This is a genomic window from Vibrio sp. YT-19(2023), from assembly GCF_033337395.1.
The window spans coordinates 107,169-126,904 of record NZ_JAWOQN010000007.1 but is presented as its reverse complement, the minus strand read 5'-3'; the positions used below and the strand labels follow the sequence as shown (position 1 = coordinate 126,904).

General features: G+C 45.6%; 15 protein-coding genes. 10 read left to right on the top strand and 5 right to left on the bottom strand.

Features of this window, described 5'->3' with window-relative positions:
- Positions 1–114 precede the first annotated feature (114 nt).
- Entirely contained in the window at positions 115–339 is a 225-nt protein-coding gene (locus tag R7E78_RS07315; RefSeq protein ID WP_318057783.1) for a zinc ribbon domain-containing protein, read from the top strand.
- Between the two features lie 13 nt (positions 340–352).
- Here R7E78_RS07315 and xseA read toward each other — a convergent pair whose 3' ends face one another.
- On the bottom strand, positions 353–1,684 hold the full coding sequence (gene xseA / locus R7E78_RS07310; RefSeq protein WP_318057782.1) for an exodeoxyribonuclease VII large subunit: 1,332 nt from the start codon (positions 1,682–1,684) through the stop codon (positions 353–355).
- A gap of 231 nt (positions 1,685–1,915) precedes the next feature.
- On the opposite strand from xseA, the gene guaB reads away from it, so the two are divergent.
- The 5 genes from guaB to R7E78_RS07285 all read left to right on the top strand — a co-directional run bounded on the left by guaB (position 1,916) and on the right by R7E78_RS07285 (position 9,392).
- On the top strand, positions 1,916–3,382 hold the full coding sequence (gene guaB, locus R7E78_RS07305) for an IMP dehydrogenase (RefSeq protein WP_005391524.1): 1,467 nt from the start codon (positions 1,916–1,918) through the stop codon (positions 3,380–3,382).
- Positions 3,383–3,481: 99 nt separating this feature from the next.
- The gene (guaA, locus tag R7E78_RS07300) at positions 3,482–5,035 is read left to right on the top strand and encodes a glutamine-hydrolyzing GMP synthase (protein ID WP_005391523.1); all 1,554 of its coding nucleotides are present in this window, start codon (positions 3,482–3,484) and stop codon (positions 5,033–5,035) included.
- Positions 5,036–5,200: 165 nt separating this feature from the next.
- Positions 5,201–6,724 carry a Na+/H+ antiporter NhaC family protein gene (locus tag R7E78_RS07295; protein WP_318057781.1) on the top strand — a complete coding sequence of 508 codons (1,524 nt, stop codon included), beginning with the start codon at positions 5,201–5,203 and terminating at the stop codon, positions 6,722–6,724.
- Between the two features lie 212 nt (positions 6,725–6,936).
- Positions 6,937–8,619, top strand: coding sequence for a chitinase (locus tag R7E78_RS07290; RefSeq protein ID WP_318057780.1), 1,683 nt, complete (start codon positions 6,937–6,939; stop codon positions 8,617–8,619).
- 182 nt (positions 8,620–8,801) lie between these two features.
- Positions 8,802–9,392, top strand: coding sequence for an acetate uptake transporter (locus tag R7E78_RS07285; RefSeq protein WP_005381682.1), 591 nt, complete (start codon positions 8,802–8,804; stop codon positions 9,390–9,392).
- Between the two features lie 100 nt (positions 9,393–9,492).
- Here the strand turns inward: R7E78_RS07285 and R7E78_RS07280 are convergent, their stop codons facing one another.
- Together R7E78_RS07280 and R7E78_RS07275 are read right to left on the bottom strand one after the other, a co-directional pair.
- Positions 9,493–11,040, bottom strand: coding sequence for an alanine/glycine:cation symporter family protein (locus R7E78_RS07280; protein WP_005381681.1), 1,548 nt, complete (start codon positions 11,038–11,040; stop codon positions 9,493–9,495).
- Positions 11,041–11,347: 307 nt separating this feature from the next.
- Entirely contained in the window at positions 11,348–12,604 is a 1,257-nt protein-coding gene (locus R7E78_RS07275; RefSeq protein WP_047102136.1) for a D-amino acid dehydrogenase, read from the bottom strand.
- Positions 12,605–12,710: 106 nt separating this feature from the next.
- Here R7E78_RS07275 and R7E78_RS07270 point away from each other — a divergent pair, with 106 nt between their 5' ends.
- The 4 genes from R7E78_RS07270 (at position 12,711) to R7E78_RS07255 (ending at position 17,380) form a co-directional block, all read left to right on the top strand.
- A complete protein-coding gene (locus tag R7E78_RS07270; RefSeq protein ID WP_318057779.1) occupies positions 12,711–13,622 on the top strand; it encodes a LysR substrate-binding domain-containing protein in 912 nt (303 codons plus the stop codon).
- 119 nt (positions 13,623–13,741) lie between these two features.
- A complete protein-coding gene (locus tag R7E78_RS07265; RefSeq protein WP_005381677.1) occupies positions 13,742–15,010 on the top strand; it encodes an O-acetylhomoserine aminocarboxypropyltransferase/cysteine synthase family protein in 1,269 nt (422 codons plus the stop codon).
- A 208-nt stretch (positions 15,011–15,218) separates the two neighbouring features.
- A complete protein-coding gene (locus R7E78_RS07260) occupies positions 15,219–16,550 on the top strand; it encodes an aspartate aminotransferase family protein (protein WP_137281745.1) in 1,332 nt (443 codons plus the stop codon).
- Positions 16,541–17,380 carry a 3-keto-5-aminohexanoate cleavage protein gene (locus tag R7E78_RS07255; RefSeq protein WP_047102133.1) on the top strand — a complete coding sequence of 280 codons (840 nt, stop codon included), beginning with the start codon at positions 16,541–16,543 and terminating at the stop codon, positions 17,378–17,380. Before R7E78_RS07260 ends, R7E78_RS07255 begins: the two co-directional genes overlap by 10 nt.
- A gap of 74 nt (positions 17,381–17,454) precedes the next feature.
- On the opposite strand, the gene R7E78_RS07250 is transcribed toward R7E78_RS07255, so the two are convergent.
- Complete coding sequence (locus R7E78_RS07250; protein WP_017635705.1) at positions 17,455–18,822, bottom strand: Na+/H+ antiporter NhaC family protein; 1,368 nt, start codon at positions 18,820–18,822, stop codon at positions 17,455–17,457.
- A 180-nt stretch (positions 18,823–19,002) separates the two neighbouring features.
- Entirely contained in the window at positions 19,003–19,590 is a 588-nt protein-coding gene (locus tag R7E78_RS07245; RefSeq protein WP_005383738.1) for a DedA family protein, read from the bottom strand.
- Between the last annotated feature and the right edge of the window lie 146 nt (positions 19,591–19,736).

Genomic DNA, 19,736 nt, shown 5'->3' with positions numbered 1-19,736 from the left:
TGGTTAGCGCCTCGTGAAACTTGTTGGGGTGGTGATGAAGATCAACATACTTGTTCGTTATTTTGAGTAGCATGCGTTACTCGAAATTGCTTAGTTTAGAGAGAGGAACGGGATATGCAGCAGAACATTTGCCCGACTTGCAATGTCGAACTGGAATGGACAGGACAATATCATTGCGCACAGTGTGAATCGGATTTTAAAAAAGTAGGTTTTTGCCCTGATTGTGAGGCGGAGCTGGAGAAGCTGCAAGCATGCGGTGCTGCGAGCTACTTTTGTAATGTGTGTAATGAACTCAAATCAAAATCACGTGTCCGATTTGAGTTCCTGAAAATCAGTTAATCAGAGTTTGTATTCAGTTAACTGTAGAACGAACGTCGCCTTCGGCTAACCGGGTAATCAATACATCTCCCGACTTTACATCTGAAGATTGCGTAATTACTTTACCTTGCTCAGTTTGAGTAATTGAGTAACCTCGTTTCAATGTCGCTAGTGGGCTGACGGTGTCCAACTTTTCTGTGGCAATCGCGAGTTGATGGCGCATAGTCAGTAATTTGCGATCCATTGCATCCATGAGCTTTTGCTCAACACGTTCTAGCTTCGACTTCTGCTCGCTAAGGCGTGTTACAGGAGAATTTAATTGCAGCCGATAATGTTGACGCTCGATTCGCTGTTGACGCAAGGCAATAAAACGACTCATCGCTCGCTGTAAGCGCATGTCCAACTCATCTAACTGTTGCGTCTGACGTTGCAAGCGATAGCTTGGGTGCTGTCTCTCTAGACGGTGCACTAATTGAGCAGATTGCTGCTTTTGTTGTGCTAGGTAGTAACGCATCGCGCTCGCTAACTTATGCTGGCGGGTAACTAAAGCTTGATCTTTGTGGCTGTTATCACGGCTTACTAGCTCAGCGGCTGCTGATGGAGTAGGCGCGCGTACGTCGGCGACAAAATCAGCTATTGTCACGTCAACTTCATGTCCAACGGCGCTAATAATAGGAATTTGGCTTGCTGCAATCGTGCGAGCTAATATCTCGTTGTTAAAGCACCATAAGTCTTCTAATGAACCACCACCTCGGCCCACAATTAGCACATCACATTCATCACGGCTGTTAGCGCGACCAATGGCTTGTGCAATTTGAATGGCTGCGTCCTCGCCTTGTACCACTGTCGGATAAACCACAACGGGTAGGGAAGGATCACGACGTTTCAATACGTCTAAGATATCGTAAAGCGCGGCACCAGTTTTCGATGTGATGACGCCAACACGTTTAGGGTGCTCAGGCAAAGATTGCTTATTGGTTTGCGCGAACAACCCTTCTGCTGCAAGCTTCATTTTCAGCTCTTCAAACTCTTGTTGAAGACGGCCATCACCTTCCGGTTGCATGCTTTCGATGATCAATTGGTAGTCACCGCGAGGCTCATAAAGAGAAAGACGAGCTTTTACTAGGACTTGATTACCGTTAGCGGGCTTGAAAGTAACGCGGCGATTGTTACCACGAAACATGGCACATTTAACTTGAGCGCGAGAGTCTTTAAGAGTGAGGTACCAGTGACCAGAGACTGGAGCTGAAAAGTTGGATATCTCTCCGACGAGCCAAACGATCCCCATTTCGTTTTCAAGGAGTAAACGAACTTCTGCGTTGAGACGAGAAACAGTAAAGATGTTTTGATTGGTCTTGGAGAGCACAGCTAATCTCTTAGACGTGAGTATGGAAATTAGCGGCAATATAATACATAGCAAGGGGGTAATTGCAAGAAAAAAATTAAAAAATTTGTGGTCAAGCGATTGCGTTAACCGTATAATCCCTCCGCAATATCTAATCCAAATGTAGCTAGTTGCTAACGCAGGTTACCCTCATTATGCGAAACGATGAGATTGGATTGTTCTTTTTACTCCTCTAATTGTGAGATATTGCAAATGCTAAGAATTGCCAAAGAAGCGCTGACATTCGATGACGTACTACTTGTGCCAGCACACTCCACCGTTCTCCCAAACACAGCTGATCTTCGCACTCAGCTAACTAAGAACATCACCCTAAACATCCCAATGATTTCAGCGTCTATGGACACTGTTACTGAAGCTCGTCTAGCGATCGCGCTAGCGCAAGAGGGTGGCATTGGCTTTATCCACAAGAACATGTCTATTGAGCAGCAGGCAGCCGAAGTTCGTAAAGTTAAGAAGTTCGAAGCTGGTATGGTGACTGACGCGGTTACAGTAAACCCTGACGCGACCATCGCTGATGTTGTTGCACTCACTGAAAAACATGGTTTTGCAGGTTTCCCTGTTGTCACTGAGAGCAATGAGCTTGTTGGTATTATCACTGGTCGTGACGTTCGTTTTGTGACGGACCTTTCTAAGAAAGTATCTTCAGTAATGACGCCAAAAGAGAAGTTGGCAGCAGTTAAAGAAGGTGCAACACGAGAAGAAGTGCAAGAGAAAATGCACGAAGCTCGCGTAGAGAAAGTATTGGTTGTGAATGATGAGTTCCAACTAACCGGTATGATTACTGCGAAAGACTTCCACAAAGCAGAACGTAAACCAAACGCATGTAAAGATGAGCGTGGTCGCCTGCGTGTTGGCGCAGCAGTTGGTGCTGGTGCTGGTAACGAAGAGCGAGTTGCTGCACTAGTTGAAGCTGGCGTTGACGTTCTACTTATCGACTCTTCACACGGTCATTCTGAAGGTGTTCTAAGCCGCATTCGTGAAACACGTGCAGCTTACCCAGATCTAGACATCATCGGTGGTAACGTAGCAACAGGTGCTGGTGCTAAAGCACTAATCGAAGCTGGCGTAAGCGCAGTGAAAGTTGGTATCGGCCCTGGTTCTATCTGTACAACTCGTATTGTAACGGGTGTGGGAGTTCCACAAATCACTGCAATCGCAGATGCGGCAGAAGTTGCTAATGATTATGGTATTCCAGTTATCGCTGACGGTGGTATCCGTTTCTCAGGTGATATCTGTAAAGCAATCGTAGCAGGCGCATCATGTGTGATGGTTGGTTCTATGTTTGCAGGTACTGAAGAAGCGCCGGGTGAAGTGATTCTATACAACGGCCGTTCTTACAAGTCTTACCGTGGCATGGGTTCTCTTGGTGCAATGTCTCAAGGTTCTTCTGACCGTTACTTCCAGTCTGACAACGCAGCGGACAAGCTAGTACCAGAAGGTATCGAAGGTCGTATCGCATACAAAGGCCGTCTAAAAGAGATCGTACACCAACAAATGGGTGGTCTACGTTCAAGCATGGGTCTAACTGGCTCTGCAACTATCGAAGATATGCGTACGAAAGCTGAATTTGTACGTATCTCTGGTGCTGGTATGCAAGAGTCTCATGTACACGATGTTCAAATTACTAAGGAAGCACCGAACTACCGTCTAGGGAATTAATTACCTAACGGAAACGTTTGCTTTTTCCTTGAAGCATTAAGAAGAGGCGAGTACACTCGCCTCGGTTTTAATCACTTAGCCTTAAAAAGACTGCTCAAAATGACTAAAAATATCCATGACCAACGTATTCTGATCTTGGACTTCGGTTCTCAGTACACTCAATTAGTAGCACGCCGCGTACGTGAAATCGGCGTTTACTGTGAACTATGGAGCTGGGATGTAGAAGAAGCGGATATTCGCGAATTCAACCCAGATGGCATTATCCTATCTGGCGGTCCAGAAAGCGTAACGGAAGAGAACTCTCCACGCGCGCCTCAATATGTATTTGACTCTGGTGTTCCTTTACTTGGCGTATGTTACGGCATGCAAACTATGGCGGAACAACTAGGTGGCAAAGTAGCAGGTTCTAACGAACGTGAGTTTGGCTACGCTCAGGTTAAAGTTTCTGGTGAATGTGCCTTATTTAAAGATCTTGAAGCAACTCAAGACGTTTGGATGAGCCACGGCGACAAAGTAGTAGAGATCCCAGCCGATTTCGTAAAAGTTGGTGAGACAGACACTTGTCCTTACGCTGCGATGGCGAATGAAGAGAAGAAATACTACGGCGTTCAGTTCCACCCAGAAGTGACACACACAAAAGGTGGCCTACAAATGCTTGAGAACTTTGTTCTTGGCGTATGTGGCTGTGAGCGTCTATGGACATCGGAATCTATCATCGAAGACGCGGTTGCTCGCATTAAAGAGCAAGTGGGTGACGACGAAGTTATCCTAGGCTTATCTGGTGGTGTGGATTCATCTGTTGTTGCGATGCTGGTGCACCGCGCAATTGGCGACAAGCTAACGTGTGTATTTGTCGATAACGGTCTACTTCGTTTAAACGAAGGCCAACAAGTGATGGATATGTTTGGCGATAAGTTCGGCCTAAACATCATCAAAGTTGATGCAGAAGATCGTTTCCTTGAAGCACTGAAAGGCAAGTCTGACCCTGAAGAGAAGCGTAAGACAATCGGCCACGTATTCGTAGATGTATTCGATGAAGAGTCGAAAAAGCTGAAAAATGCAAAATGGCTAGCGCAAGGTACCATCTACCCAGACGTAATCGAGTCTGCGGCATCTAAGACTGGTAAAGCGCACGTGATAAAATCACACCACAATGTGGGTGGTCTACCAGATGAAATGGAAATGGGTCTTGTTGAGCCACTACGTGAGCTGTTCAAAGATGAAGTTCGTAAGATTGGTCTAGAATTAGGCCTGCCTTATAACATGCTTTACCGCCACCCATTCCCAGGTCCAGGTCTAGGTGTTCGTGTTCTTGGTGAAATCAAGAAAGAATACTGTGACTTGCTACGTCGTGCTGATGCTATCTTCATTGAAGAGCTTCACGCTGCAGACCTATATGACAAAGTATCTCAAGCGTTCACGGTATTCCTACCAGTTCGCTCTGTAGGTGTAATGGGCGATGGCCGTAAATACGACTGGGTTGTATCACTACGTGCAGTAGAAACCATCGACTTTATGACGGCACACTGGGCGCACCTACCATACGACTTCCTAGGTAAGGTATCTAACCGTATTATCAACGAAGTTGATGGCATTTCTCGTGTTGTTTACGACATTTCTGGTAAGCCACCAGCGACAATCGAGTGGGAATAATTTTCCTCTAGACTGTTGAGTTTATAAGAACCAGCCTCCGGGCTGGTTTTTTTGTGCTTCAAATTTGTGAAGAGGGGACTCAACTTTTTTATAGGAGATATATACATGCGATAAAATTAAATATATATTCATTTTAATTGTTTAAATATTATAAATGGTATTGCTATGGAACAGGCTGAAGTTACCTCTCTCATTCCCATCCTTATTACTCTTTTCCTCGCGCTGACCACAAGAAATGTCGTTGTTGGTTTATTCGCCGGTGTGGTGAGTGGTGTCGCTATGCTCGAAGGGACATTTGTCGAAAAAGGGCCACTAGACTCGTTTAGTGCATTGATGAAAAGCTATCTACTGCCGCAATTAACTGACAGCTACAATGCGGGCGTCATTTTGCTCTTGGTCTTTATTGGTGGCTTTGTTGCCTTGATGGAGAAATCTGGCGGTGGTGTGGCGTTTGCTAAAAAGGTTACTCAATGGGTTGCGAGTAAATGCCAAGCTCAACTGTCCGCATGGTTCGGTGGTGTGGTTATTTTCTTCTCAGACCTTGGTACACCACTGATTGTTGGCCCTGTTTTTCGCCCTTTATTTGATAAGTTAAAAGTATCACGCCAAAAATTAGCTTTTATTATCGACTCTACTTCCTCTCCCGTCGCAATCTTGATCCCTTTTATCGGATGGGGCGTTTACATCATGGGATTGATTCAAAAAGAGTTTACTGCCCTGAATGTCAGTATGAGTGATTGGGATGCTTTCATTGGTGCGATCCCGTATCAGTTTTACGCCTTTCTTGCGATCGCGATTGTGCCGATTGTCTCTTTCTTCAAATTAGATTTCGGACCGATGGCGAAGGCTGAGCAACTAGCAGAGCAGGGCTCCGACTTTGGGAAAGTGCAGGAGTCCATGAATGTGTTTACGCATAAAAATGCAAAATCTAGTTTTGTATGGGCACCTTTGCTCGTTATGCTGGTGGTTCTATGTACCATCCTCGTGCCACACGGTTTTCCATTTCAAAAAGTGGCAGGATCAACGTTTAGGGCTGCACTTTCTTCTGCATATTTCTTCGCGGCCTTCACTTTAATTGCGCTGATGGCGTTTTATGGCGTAAGAAAGCTTTCGGATGGTATTCAGGTTTATCTGAAAGGGATGTCAAACATGATGTCAGTGGCGGTGATTCTGGTATTGGCTTGGGCGCTTAGCTCGGTTGGGAAAGAATTAGGTGCAGCTGCATACATTGCTGAACAAGCTCAAGCCGGTTTCCCTTACTGGTTATTGCCAGCGGTTGCGTTTTTACTGGCCGGTATTATCTCGTTCGCTACGGGATCATCTTGGGGGACGTTTGCCATCATGATGCCATTAGTGATCCCAACTGCCGTCGCGATTGATGCACCACTGTTGGTTTGTATTGGTGCGGTATTATCTGGTGGCTTGTTTGGCGATCACTGTTCTCCCATCTCTGAAACTACGATTTTGTCGTCGACAGGAGCGGGGTGTGAACAGTATGAGCACTTCCGTACACAATTACCTTACGCATTACTCAATGGAATGATCGCATTGGGGTGTTTTCTTTTAGCTGGAATCAACGCCTCACCAGTGATTGTGCTTGCCGCAATTATTTCTCAGTGTGTGGTTTATTTTGTGCTGTCTAAACAAAAGTCAACCGCGAAGCTAGAGGTGGTTTCGGCAGATCAATAAAGAGAGAAACATCACAAAGCGGAGGCTCACAGGGTCTCCGCTTTTCTTTTGAGTCAAGGTAACATTTTTCTTGTGACAAAATGTGTGTGAGGACCTATTTATTCATTTTGTCTCGCAGAATCAACGTACTTGGCTCGGTGTTTCGTATATATGATCCACTATATGTCTAGTTATTCCTCGTATATTGTATTGTTGAAATCCGGAGACTAGACATGTTTGCACTCAAACATCTTCCTCTTGCATTGAGTTGTGTCTTAGCAGCACAAGTGAATGCGAGTATGAATATTCAGCCCGATCCGCAAAATCCGAATGGTTATGTTATTGCTCGTGGTGACGTTCAAGCCGTAGAGCAAAGCAAAACTTCTGATCCTATGTATGCCATTTGGTCACAAGCATTAGAGACACGCCCGAACTCAGTAGTTGAAGCGATTGTTCCAGGGGCGACAACCAACCCAGAAAACGTGAAGCGTGTAGAGCGTGTATTCCCCGAAAGTGAGTGGGACTTCCTGACTCAAATGGCGGCACCTGAATACACTTACACGCGTTTCCTACGTGCAATTGGTAAGTTCCCTGCATTCTGTGGTGAGTACACAGACGGTCGTGATTCGGATGCAATTTGTAAAAAATCGATCATGACAGCGTTTGCTCACTTTGCACAAGAAACCGGTGGCCATATTTCGATCGATAACGTATCGGATAATCCGCTAGGGTTGGAAGGGTGGCAGCAAGCTTTGGTTCATGTGCGAGAAATGGGATGGTCTGAAGGGCAAGAAGGTTACACAACAGGTTGTGGTCAAAATGACTGGCAAAACAAACGCTGGCCATGTGAACCTGGACAAGGTTACTTTGGACGTGGTGCAAAACAGCTTTCTTACCATTTTAACTATGGCGCGTTCTCTGAAGTGATGTTTGATGGTGATGCATCTGTATTGCTAAAAAATCCAGGCTTGGTTGCGGATTCGTGGCTGAACTTAGCATCGGCTATCTGGTTCTTCCTAACCCCACAAGCACCGAAACCTGCAATGCTACATGTGATTGACCGTACTTGGGTGCCTTCACAGCGTGAGCTTGATGCTGGCATTGGTTACGGCTTTGGTACCACCATCAACGTGATCAATGGTGGTATTGAGTGTGGTGAGCAAAACAAGGATAAAGGTCAACCTGTTAACCGTATTCGTTATTGGGAAGGTCTTGCCGCCCATTATCAAATTCCAATTGAAGCCGATGAGACCAATACCTGTTGGCAGCAGACGCCTTACGGCAGCTTAAATCTAAATGGTGCGACAGACGTGCTTTACACCAACTGGGATGGTAACTGGAAATACTACTCAGATCGTCCTGGAGGTCACTCATTTGAATGTGAGCTTGTTGGTTTCCAAACGGCTTACTCTGCGCTAGTTGCGGGTGATTATGAGAAATGTGTAACTAACTTCTACCAATCTCATGCGGGTTGGCCAGAAGTTCGTGTAGTTGACAAGTTAGACCCAGTGGATCCGGTCGATCCGCCTGTAGGTGGTGTGGCAGCTTGGGATTCTGGCAAAGTATATAACACGGGTGATCAAGTTTCTTACCAAGGTGCTGTTTACGAAGCGAAATGGTGGTCACAAGGTAATGAGCCAACGAAAGGAGACCCTTGGAAGCTGGTTTCAGGCACTCCTACGGAGCCGCCTACAACGGAACCTGAACCACCGGTGATTGAGCCAGAGCCGCCAGTAACCGAGCCAGAACCACCAGTGACAGGCAATTTTATTCAGTGGGAGCCGGGTGTAACGCAAGTCGCTAACGGCGATAAAGTGACGTACCAAAACAAATGTTTTGTCGCAAAAAATGGCCCTGGAGTATGGGAAAGCCCAACGCAAAGCAACTGGTTCTGGGACGAGATTTCTTGTCAGTGATCGAGTAAAAAACAACCTAACCATCTATAAAGACTCTGCTTTTTTGCAGGGTCTTTTTTTATATATGTAGTGGTTTATTTATGGAATCTAAGTTTTCAATAACAGCTTTTCTCTTTTGTTCTGCAGCCCATTAAAATTCGCGCGCATTTTTTATCAACATTTTTGAAAAAAGGTATTTGTACATGTCGACAAAACTGGCTAACCCAGCACCGCTAGGTCTAATGGGTTTCGGTATGACCACTATTCTGCTCAATATTCATAATGCAGGATTTTTCCCAATTGACTCTATGATCCTAGCGATGGGCATCTTTTACGGTGGCCTTAGCCAAGTAATCGTTGGCATCATGTGCTTTAAACGCGGTGATACGTTCGGCACAACTGCGTTTACTTCTTACGGTCTATTTTGGCTAACATTGGTTGGTCTAATCGTAATGCCTCACATGGGTCTTCCTGCAAGCCCTGCAAGCTTTATGGGTTGGTACCTAGCGCTTTGGGGCATCTTCACTGGTTTCATGTTCATTGGTTCTCTATGTTACCCAACAGCGAAGCAAGTGGTATTTGGCTCTCTAACTATCCTATTCTTCTTGCTTGCTGCTCGTGATTTCACTGGTAGCGAAGTGATCGGTGCTATCGCTGGCTTCGAGGGTATCTTCTGTGGCGCAAGTGCAATTTACTTCGCAATGGCACAAGTACTGAACAACGAATTTGGTCGTGAAGTGTTACCTGTAGGTAAAGCAAAAATCGCTCGTAAAGTTGAAGCGGTTATCGCCTAAGCTGTTACTCATAATGAAGAAAGGGGGATTAACCATTGGTTAATCCCCCTTTTTTATGTCCTCAATCGGACCACTGCTTTTTCTTATTTATGTGATAACGCTATGTTGATGGTTGCTCAACAGTTTCTGCGCTATTGCTGTCTGCCGTTGGTGCTTTACCCGTTTTACGTCGGTACTTATCTTCCCAGTAATCTGCGCCTTTAATGCCCAGTGCAACAGGGTTAAATGTAAAATCGGTCACACCACGTTTTTGTTGCTCTTCGTAGTCGTTCAGTGCTTTGAGTGCAGGCTTCGACATAAAGAAGATGATCAAAATACCGATGATGTTTAGCCACGCCATCAGTCCTACGCCTACATCACCCATCGCCCATGCTAAGTTGGCGGTTTTCACGGTTCCGTAGAACACGGATGAAATAATGATGACTTTCAGAATAAACATCAGTCCATTTACTTTGAACGTACGACGAATGTAAGCAATGTTCGTTTCTGCAATGTAGTAGTAAGCCAGAATGGTCGTAAACGCGAAGAAGAATAGAGCGATTGCGATGAATGGTTTACCCACGCCAGGTAGTGCGCTTTCGATCGCCATCTGTGTAAACACAGGACCATTTGCACCAATATCCGCTGGTAGGTTTTGAACCAGGAATGTACCTTCAATCGCACCATTTACGTTGTACGCGCCAGTGATAAGAATCATGAACGCGGTTGCTGAACACACAAGTAGTGTATCGATGTAAATAGAGAAAGATTGAACAAGACCTTGCTGAGCTGGGTGATCAACACTCGCTGCTGCTGCTGCGTGAGGACCAGTACCTTGACCTGCTTCGTTGGAGTAGACACCACGTTTTACACCCCAGCCGATTGCTGCACCAACGCCTGCCATTGGTGTGAACGCGTCACCAATAATCATGCCGAAAATGCGCGGAACCTCACCAATGTTTAGAAGGATGATGACAAACGCAGTAATGATGTAAGCTAACGCCATAAATGGTACAACGACTTGGGTAAAGTTCGCGATACGCTTTACGCCACCAAAAATGATGAAAGCCAAAATGACACAAACAACCGTACCAGTGAAAATTTTAGCAAAACTGAAGGTACCAATAGCGGTTTCAATCATGTCACCTGAGCCAAATGCGGCTTCTACTGCGTTACCGATACTGTTCGATTGAACGCCAGGAAGTAGAACACCACAAGCAAAGATGGTCGCGATAGCAAAGATCCAAGCGTACCATTTTTGTCCCATTGCTTTCTCAATATAGTAAGCAGGGCCACCACGGAACTCGCCTTCGTCTTCTTCTTTATAAATTTGTGCAAGTGTTGATTCTGCGTATGCGGTTGCAGCGCCAAAGAAGGCAACGACCCACATCCAGAATACGGCGCCTGGGCCACCGAAACCGATAGCAGCGGCAACACCAGCAATGTTACCTGTACCTACACGGCCAGATAGTGAAACGGCAAGTGCCTGAAATGATGATATCCCTTTTGTTGAACTCTTCCCTGAAAGTAATAAGCGCCACATCTCAAAGAAGTGACGAATTTGTACAAAACGCGTCATGATTGAATAGAACAAACCTGCGCCAAGGCACAAATAGATCAGTACCGGGCTCCAAATAATTCCATTCAGAAAATCAACTAATGACTGCATGAGTATTTTCCCTGTTAGTTGTGTTTGTGGTTGTTTTTCACACAATACATTACCCTTTATGTAATGCAATTGTTAACTTTTTTAGCTACAAATCCTTTGTAGCGTGATGATGAACACAGAATGGAGAGTAGTTGTTAAAATTTGGTTCTTGTTGCTTATTTGCTCCTTTTAGGTAGAAGATTTGCCTGATGATTAATTATGCAGCACATTGTCATTTAAATGTGCTGCGATTTTGATGAGTTAAAAATGCCAGTGGTTATGCATTTTGTGGAGTAAGTGTCTGCCTGTTTTTTGTTCAGTCATGTCCTCAGGCGTAACGACAAAGGTTAAGCTCCGCATTATCCATCACTTTTGCTTTTTCACCTTTCATTACGCTTGCTAGCAATTGACCTGAGCCACAAGCCATCGTCCAGCCCAGAGTTCCGTGTCCGGTGTTAGTAAAAAGGTTATCGTATTTAGTCGCACCGATAATTGGTGTGCCATCAGGCGTCATTGGCCTAAAGCCGCTCCAAAACTCAGCTTGGCTGAAGTCACCACAACGAGGAAAAAGATCACGGATGACCATTTCGATGGTGTTTTTGCGCTTTTGTGGAAGGGAAGCATCAAACCCTGCTAATTCTGCGGTGCCAGCTACGCGAATTCTGTCATCAAATCGAGTCATAGCGACTTTATAGGTTTCATCCATCACAGTAGATCGAGGAGAGAAGTGTTCATCTTCCATCGGGATGGTGAGTGAATAGCCTTTGACAGGGTAGACCGGAATATCAATATCGAGTTGCTTGAGTAGCGCTGTAGAGTAGCTGCCAGAGGCCACCACATATTGGTCTGCTTTAAATTGTCCTCGGTTCGTTTGGACACCTATGATCTTTTTGCCTACTGTAACCCAATTGCTTACTTCAGTATCGAACTCAAATCGGACACCGTGTGCCTTAGCAAGCTCCGTTAGTTGTTGGCAAAATTGATGGCAATCGCCCGTTTCGTCATCAGGTAGATGCAAGCCACCAACCAGTTTGTCTTTCACAAGTGCAAGCCCTGGCTCTTGTTCAATACATTGTTCGACGTCCATTAGCTTAAATCGGGTTCCGCTTTGTTCAAGGAGCTGCATGTCCTTTTCAATAGCTTGCAGCTGTTGATGTGTTCGGAATACTTGCAAGGTCCCAAACTGACGCCCTTGATACTCAATGGCGTGTTCTTGGCGTAACTGTTCTAAGCAAATACGGCTGTGGTTAGCGATAGAAAGCATGCGAGCCTTGTTAACTTGATAGCGAGGTAGGGTGCAATTCGCGACCATTTTACTCGCCCAGCGGATCATGTCGGCATTCAGGGTGGGTTTGATTTTAAGTGGAGCATGCTCTTCCATTAACCACTTAATGGCTTTAACAGGAACACCAGGCGCAGCCCAAGGTGAAGAGTAACCATATGAGATCTGCCCGGCATTGGCGAAGCTCGTTTCCATGGCACTGCTTGGTTGGCGGTCAATGACGGTAACTTGATAGCCTGCTTGAGATAAATACCAAGCAGAGGTTAAGCCGATAACGCCGCTGCCTAATACGATGACTTCCATTGATGCACTCCACACATTTATCAGAGTGCTCAGTTTCTTTTCTTTACCTTTTGTTAACAATCGATATAAATTACACACTGCGTTTAGAAAAACTATAGGCTCAAGGATGAAAAGTAATCTGATAAGTGGTTTGTGCCTATTTAGCCAAGTCGCGGAGTACAGCAGCTTTACTGGTGCCGCAAGACATTTACACCTCACCACTGGTGCCATAAGCCAACAAATTATTCATTTAGAAGCGTTATTAGGTTTTACTTTATTTGAACGCCACTCTCGCGGTATTCGTTTAACCGTAAAAGGCACTCAGTTACACCAAGCGACGCAGTGTCACTTTTCGGAACTGAGCAAATTGCTTGATGAGCTCAAAGTAGAAAAGCAAACCAATGAAATTCGTTTGAAGTTGACGCCTTCTTTTGCTTTCAAATGGTTAGTCCCAAAGCTCGAAAGCTTCCATCATGATAATCCGGATATCCAAGTACAAATCTTTGCGGAAGGTGCGCTGGTAAATAGTGAGATAAAAGACTATGACGTCGCAATTGACTATGGTCTTCATCCTTATAGAAATGCTAACGCGGAGCTGATTTTGGATGAGCATCTGCTACCGGTGATGAGTCCAAAATACCTTGAGGATCATGGCTGGCTAAAAACGTTGTTTGGTGAGCAAAAAAACTCAATGCCAGTGAAGCAATGGCAAGAGGCGACGCTACTACACGATGCGATGCCATGGGAAAAAGCGACGCGTGACTATGAGTGGCTATATTGGGCGTCAGCGATGGGGTTGGATTTTAAAACCGATATCGGACACTTTTTTAATCGAACGGATATGGCGATGTCTGCAGCCGAAGCTGGCGTTGGGATTGCGATGGCTCGAATGGCATTGATTGAGGATGAATTGACGACAGAGCGTTTGGTTTCTCCATTCAAACCGATTCCTGCCAATGCAGGGTATTACTTGATCATGAACACACGTACGAATGCGACAGAAACGTTTCGTCACTGGTTACTTGGACAGTTGAATTAGCGTTTTATCTCTGTGATTCATCCCTACGTTATTTGTTGAAAAATTGGGCAATATAAGTTTTATAAGCAAGGTAAGTGCTTTGCTTGCCGCTATTTGAGTGATGAAAGACAGGGAAGAACATGAAAGACGAAACGCTATCTATCCATTTTGGTTACGAAACTGACCCGACCACCAAATCTGTCGCGACACCGATTTATCAAACGGTCGCGTACGAGTTTGATAACGCGCAGCACGGCGCTGATCTGTTTAACTTGGAAGTGCCGGGGAATATCTACACTCGCATCATGAATCCGACTAATGACGTGCTGGAAAAACGCATGGCAGCGTTAGAAGGCGGCATTGCTGGATTGGTCGTGAGTGCGGGGAGTGCAGCGATTAACTATGCGATTCTGACGTTAGCGCAAGCGGGCGATAACATCGTTTCTACGCCGCAACTTTATGGCGGTACTTATACCTTGTTTGCGCACATGCTCCCAAATCAAGGTATTCAGGTGAAGTTTGCTAAAGATGACAAGCCAGAAAGTTTGGCCGAATTAATTGATGAAAATACCAAAGCGGTGTACTGCGAGAGCATTGGTAACCCTGCGGGTAATATCATCGATTTAGAACGTGTGGCGGAGCTTGCTCATGCACAAGGCGTACCTGTGATTGTGGATAACACCGTTGCGACGCCAGTGCTTTGCAAACCCATCGAATTTGGTGCGGATATCGTAGTTCACTCTCTCACTAAATACGTTGGTGGGCATGGCACCACATTAGGTGGCGTGATTGTGGATTCCGGTAAATTCCCTTGGGCACAGCACAAAGACCGCTTTCCTGTTTTCAACCAACCAGAACCTTCTTACCACGGCGTGGTGTATACCGAAGCGTTTGGTGAGGCGGCGTTTATCGGGCGTGCGCGTACCGTACCACTGCGTAATACCGGAGCAGCATTATCACCGATGAATGCATTTATGCTTATGCAAGGGTTAGAAACGTTACCGCTGCGTATGGAGCGCCATACCGAGAACACACTCAAAGTGGCTGAATTCTTGGAACAGAATGACAAAGTCAGTTGGGTAAGTTATGCCGGATTGCCAAGTTCTGAACACTTCCATCTCGCCGAAAAATACATGAAAGGTAAGCCTTCTGCGATTTTGTCGTTTGGTTTAAAAGATGGTTATGACGCTGGTGTGCGTTTTTATGATGCTTTGAAAATCTTTAAGCGTTTGGTGAACATTGGCGATGCAAAATCATTGGCTTGCCATCCTGCATCGACGACTCATCGTCAATTGAGCGAAGCAGAACAAAAACAAGCTGGTGTGTCTCCAGAGATGATTCGTTTATCGGTGGGTATTGAACATATTGACGATATTCTAGCCGATTTAGAACAGGCACTAAACGCGTAAAACGATTCTGTTTTTAGCTTTGGGTTACCCATAGGCCAGCCTTTAAAAAAGCTGGCCTATTTTTATTTTATTGTTTAAATATCAAGGGTTTTGGTGTTTTTGGTTTGTGGTATTCCAAAAGCTCATAGAGGGTGAGATTTATTCTCTTGTCACGTTTGGGTTTGTTCCTGATTATGTGTGCAAGTATTACACATTGGAAGGGACTCAAATGTCTTACGTATTTCACCGTCATTGCCATGCCACGCTACCAATCATCGATAGAGGTGAAGGTGTTTATCTATTCGATAAGCATGGAAAGCAGTATCTCGATGCTTGTGGTGGTGCTGCGGTATCAAACCTTGGCCACAGTCATCACGCCGTTAAAAAAGCCATGTTGGAACAGATCGAGCGAGTGCCATTTGCTCATACTGGATTTTTTACTAGTGACAACAGTGAGCGCCTAGCAGAATTGATTTGTCAGCACATGCCTGAACAGTTCAACCATGTGTACTTAGTCAGTGGAGGATCAGAAGCGGTGGAGTCGGCACTAAAAATGGCGCGGCAGTATTTCGTGGAATCAGGTAAGCCAGAGAAAAAGCAATTCATCGCGCGTCAGCAAAGTTATCACGGCAATACCTTGGGGGCTTTGGCTGTCGGAGGTAATGAATGGCGACGTGAACCGTTCAAACCCATCTTACACCCGAGCCATCATATCGCCCCTTGCTATGCTTATCGTTATCAGCAGAGTCATGAGTCGGAATTGGATTACTCATTGCGAGCGGCGAATGAGCTAGAGGCAAAAATTCTTGAGTTGGGGGCTGATAATGTCATGGCTTTTGTCGCCGAGCCCATTGTGGGTGCCACCGCTGGAGCTGTGCCTGCAACGCAAGGCTATTTCAAGCGTATTCGCGAAATATGCGACCAATACGATGTGTTATTGATCTTGGATGAAGTCATGTGTGGCGTTGGACGCAGTGGCAGTTTTTTTGCGTTTGAGCAAGAAGAGGCAGAACCCGATCTGGTGTGTATGGCTAAAGGGCTTGGTGCGGGTTATCAACCTATTGGCGCGGTGGTTGCGAATGATCGAGTCTATCAAGCTATTGCTGATGGAAGCGGTTTTTTCCAACATGGTCATACTTTTATGGCGCACCCTGTGGCGTGCGCTGCTGCCGTGGCGACCATTCAAACCATCTTCCAAGATAATTTGTTAACGGCGGTGAATCGGCAAAGTGCTTTGCTGCGTAATGAGCTTACTTCTGCATTGGCCCATTTACCGTACATTGGCGACATTCGTGGTAAAGGTTTGTTTTTTGGCATTGAGCTGGTGGCGGATCAAGAAAGCAAGGCGCCTCTGAGTAAAGCCACATTGGCAGACAAACGCATCAAACAGCGAGCAATGGAAAATGGCTTAATGTGCTATCCAATGGGCGGAACGATTGATGGCGTTAATGGGCACCATATCTTGCTTGCGCCGCCATTCATTATTCAGCCTCACCATATTGATGAGCTAGTTGGCAAACTCTCATTAACGCTAAAAGAGGTAGCGAAGGAATGGAATTAGAAAATCGATGTATACGAGAGCCTATCGCTATTATCGTGGCCCCAAACGGTGCAAGAAAAACTAAGCACGATCACGCCAGCTTACCCATGACAACAGACGAACTGGTTGCAGAGGCTATCGCTTGTCAAACGGCAGGGGCTGCCATGATCCATTTGCATGCTAGAGACGCCAACGGACGTCATTCATTAGACATCGACGACAACATGGCAATTTACCATGCCGTGAAAGAAGCGGTGGGACAAAACATGATGGTACAGCTCACCACAGAGGCGGTGGGCTTGTATTCTCCGCCACAACAGATGGCGTTAGTTAAAGCTGTGAAACCAGAAGCGGCTTCTTTTGCATTGAGGGAGTTAATCCCTGATCGCGCAAGTGAGAAAGAAGGGCATGCCTTTTTCCATTGGGTGGCAGAACACAACATCGTGAGCCAAATTATTCTCTACGATGCAACCGACATTGAACGTTATTTCCAACTGCGTGATGCGGGCGTGTTACCTAAAACGCATCAGCATGCATTAGTGGTGTTAGGGCGTTATCACCAAGCTCAACAGTCTTCGCCATGGGATTTACGAGGTTTGAATTTGGCGCGTTTTGTCGAGGAAGAAATTCGATGTGCCATTTGTGCTTTTGGCGCGCGAGAGCAAGACTGTTTAGCGAGTGCGATGTTACTTGGATTCGATGTGAGAGTGGGGTTTGAGAATAACCACGTCGATGTGGCAGGCGAATTAGCAATCAGTAACGCGGCTCAGGTGGAAGCTCTACGCGATGTGGCGCATCGCTTTGCTATTCCTTTACACAGTGCGCAAAGTTTGCGTTCAGCTTTGAAGTAAATCTGCTCGCGGAAAAGAAAAAAAGAAGAAAGGAAAGTAAAAAGGCTCCATCAGAGCCTTTTCGGTATTTGTCGTTAGTTCTCAGTTTGCGCTACAGGTTGACGAGCGGGATGTTTGATAAACACCGCGACAACAGCCGCTATCGCTAATGCAAAACAGTAGTAAGAATTGGCAACTACTTCAAGTGGCGATAGGTTGAATACGGAACCTAGCAGCAGTACTTGAGCACCGTAAGGCAACACGCCTTGCACCACGCATGAGAAAATGTCTAACAAGCTTGCTGAGCGGCGAGGAGAGACATTATTCTCTTCCGCCAGTTGGCGAGCAACGCTGCCCGATACAATGATGGCTACGGTGTTGTTTGCCGTACAGCCATTGACCATTGATACCAAACCTGCAATACCTAGCTCGCTTGCACGACTGTTCGCATGCTTAGAGTGACTAGAGCCAAACGCGTGGATAAGGCTACTAACGAAATTTGTTAGAAAAGCAAGACCACCTTGGCGACGCATCAGTTCACTCAAACCACCAATCAGCATGGATAACAAGAAGATCTCTTGCATGTTACCAAAGCCTTTGTATACGTCTTGGGCTAGATTAGTTAGTCCGTAATTGTCAATCGATGCCAAGCTCACGCCGCCAGCCAAAAGAATGCCAATCGACAGAACCACAAACACATTCACACCAGATACCGCTAGGATCAAAATAGTGATGTACGGCAAGACTTTTAGCCACTCAATATCGCCAGTTTCAGGCACTTGAGTCGCGGTACTGTTGAAAGCGAACACTGCAATCGCGATCAACGCCGCAGGTAAAGCAATACGAATGTTCTCTTTAAACTTGTCTTTCATCTCACAACCTTGAGAGCGTGTCGCCGCGATGGTGGTGTCAGAGATGATAGAAAGGTTATCACCAAACATAGCGCCGCTCAGCACAACACCAGCGGTTAACGGTAAGCTCATTCCTGCTGATTCAGCAATCCCCAACGCTACGGGGGCAACGGCTGCGATGGTACCCATCGAAGTCCCCATTGCTGTTGCGATAAAAGCAGAAATCAGAAAAATGCCCGGTAAAATCATGCTGGTTGGAATAGCGGATAAACCAAGGTTCACTGTTGCATCAACACCACCAGAGGCTTTTGCTACCGCAGCAAAGGCACCTGCAAGCAGATAGATCATACACATTGCGATGATGTCTGGGTGGCCAACACCACGCATGAAGTGTTCGATTGAGCGGTTAAGTTTCTCTTTACTTAAAAGAAACGCAATGATGATGGCTGGTAATACCGCGATGGGTGCAGGCAGCTGGTAGAAGGCAAATTCCACGCCTTGCAAAGATAAGTAAGTGCCTACGCCAATAAATAGCGCAAGGAATACAATTAATGGGATCAGTGCGACCGCAGACGGTGCAACTGTTTTAGTAGTTTGTTGGGAACCGGACATGTAAACGACAATGTTAATGATAAGAGAGAAGAGCAGACTAATATCACATTTCTACATTGTCAACGTCTAGACGTCTAAATGGCTGTTTAAATTTTACACGTAAAGAAAAAGATAAAAGCTCGTGTTGCGTATCTCACTGATACCACGAGCTTTAGTTATGCGCTAATGAAGAGACTGTCGTTATTGCATTGATTTGGCTTTTTTGCGTTTAACAATACCTAAAACCATCCACGTAAATAAGACAGCAGCAAATGCCCATACCAGATATTTGTATTCGGTGTACAGGTTGCTCAACACGCTTAAATGTTCAAATGCAAAGTGAGTTAACAAGCTGAATACCAATACCCAAACCGTCGCCGCGAGGGCGTTACCGAGCAAAAACTCTCTACGTGGCATTTTCGCGATACCGCATGCAAGAGGCATAAATTGCTTCATTCCTTCAATAAAGCGGCTGACCACCAAGCACGTAGGGCCGTATTTCTGGATAGTCAATTGAAGCGTTTGCATCTTCGGGCCGGAAATGTAGCCTTTTTTATCTAACCACCCCTCAAAGTAATAACCGATTAAGTAGCCACAGGTATTACCAAAAAAGCAGCTCAGCCACGATACCATCATTACCATACTTAGGTTCATGACTTGTTCTGACGAGAGCAAAGATGCCGCGATCATCAGTGATTGACCAGGCATCGGGATACCTATCCCTTCTAGAAATATACTGACAATCAGCGCAACGTAGCCGTATTGCTCAAGCAAAGGCTTCATTGACATGAGAAGTTCGTTAATATGTTCCAAAAGCTTTCCCCTAATAAAAGCGGAACGAAGTTGGAGTGATACTCCGAATGTCCTATTGGGTCAATTCTTGTTTCTCACCATTGAGAAAAACTGACATGCCTCTGATAATTGCGCAGAATCAA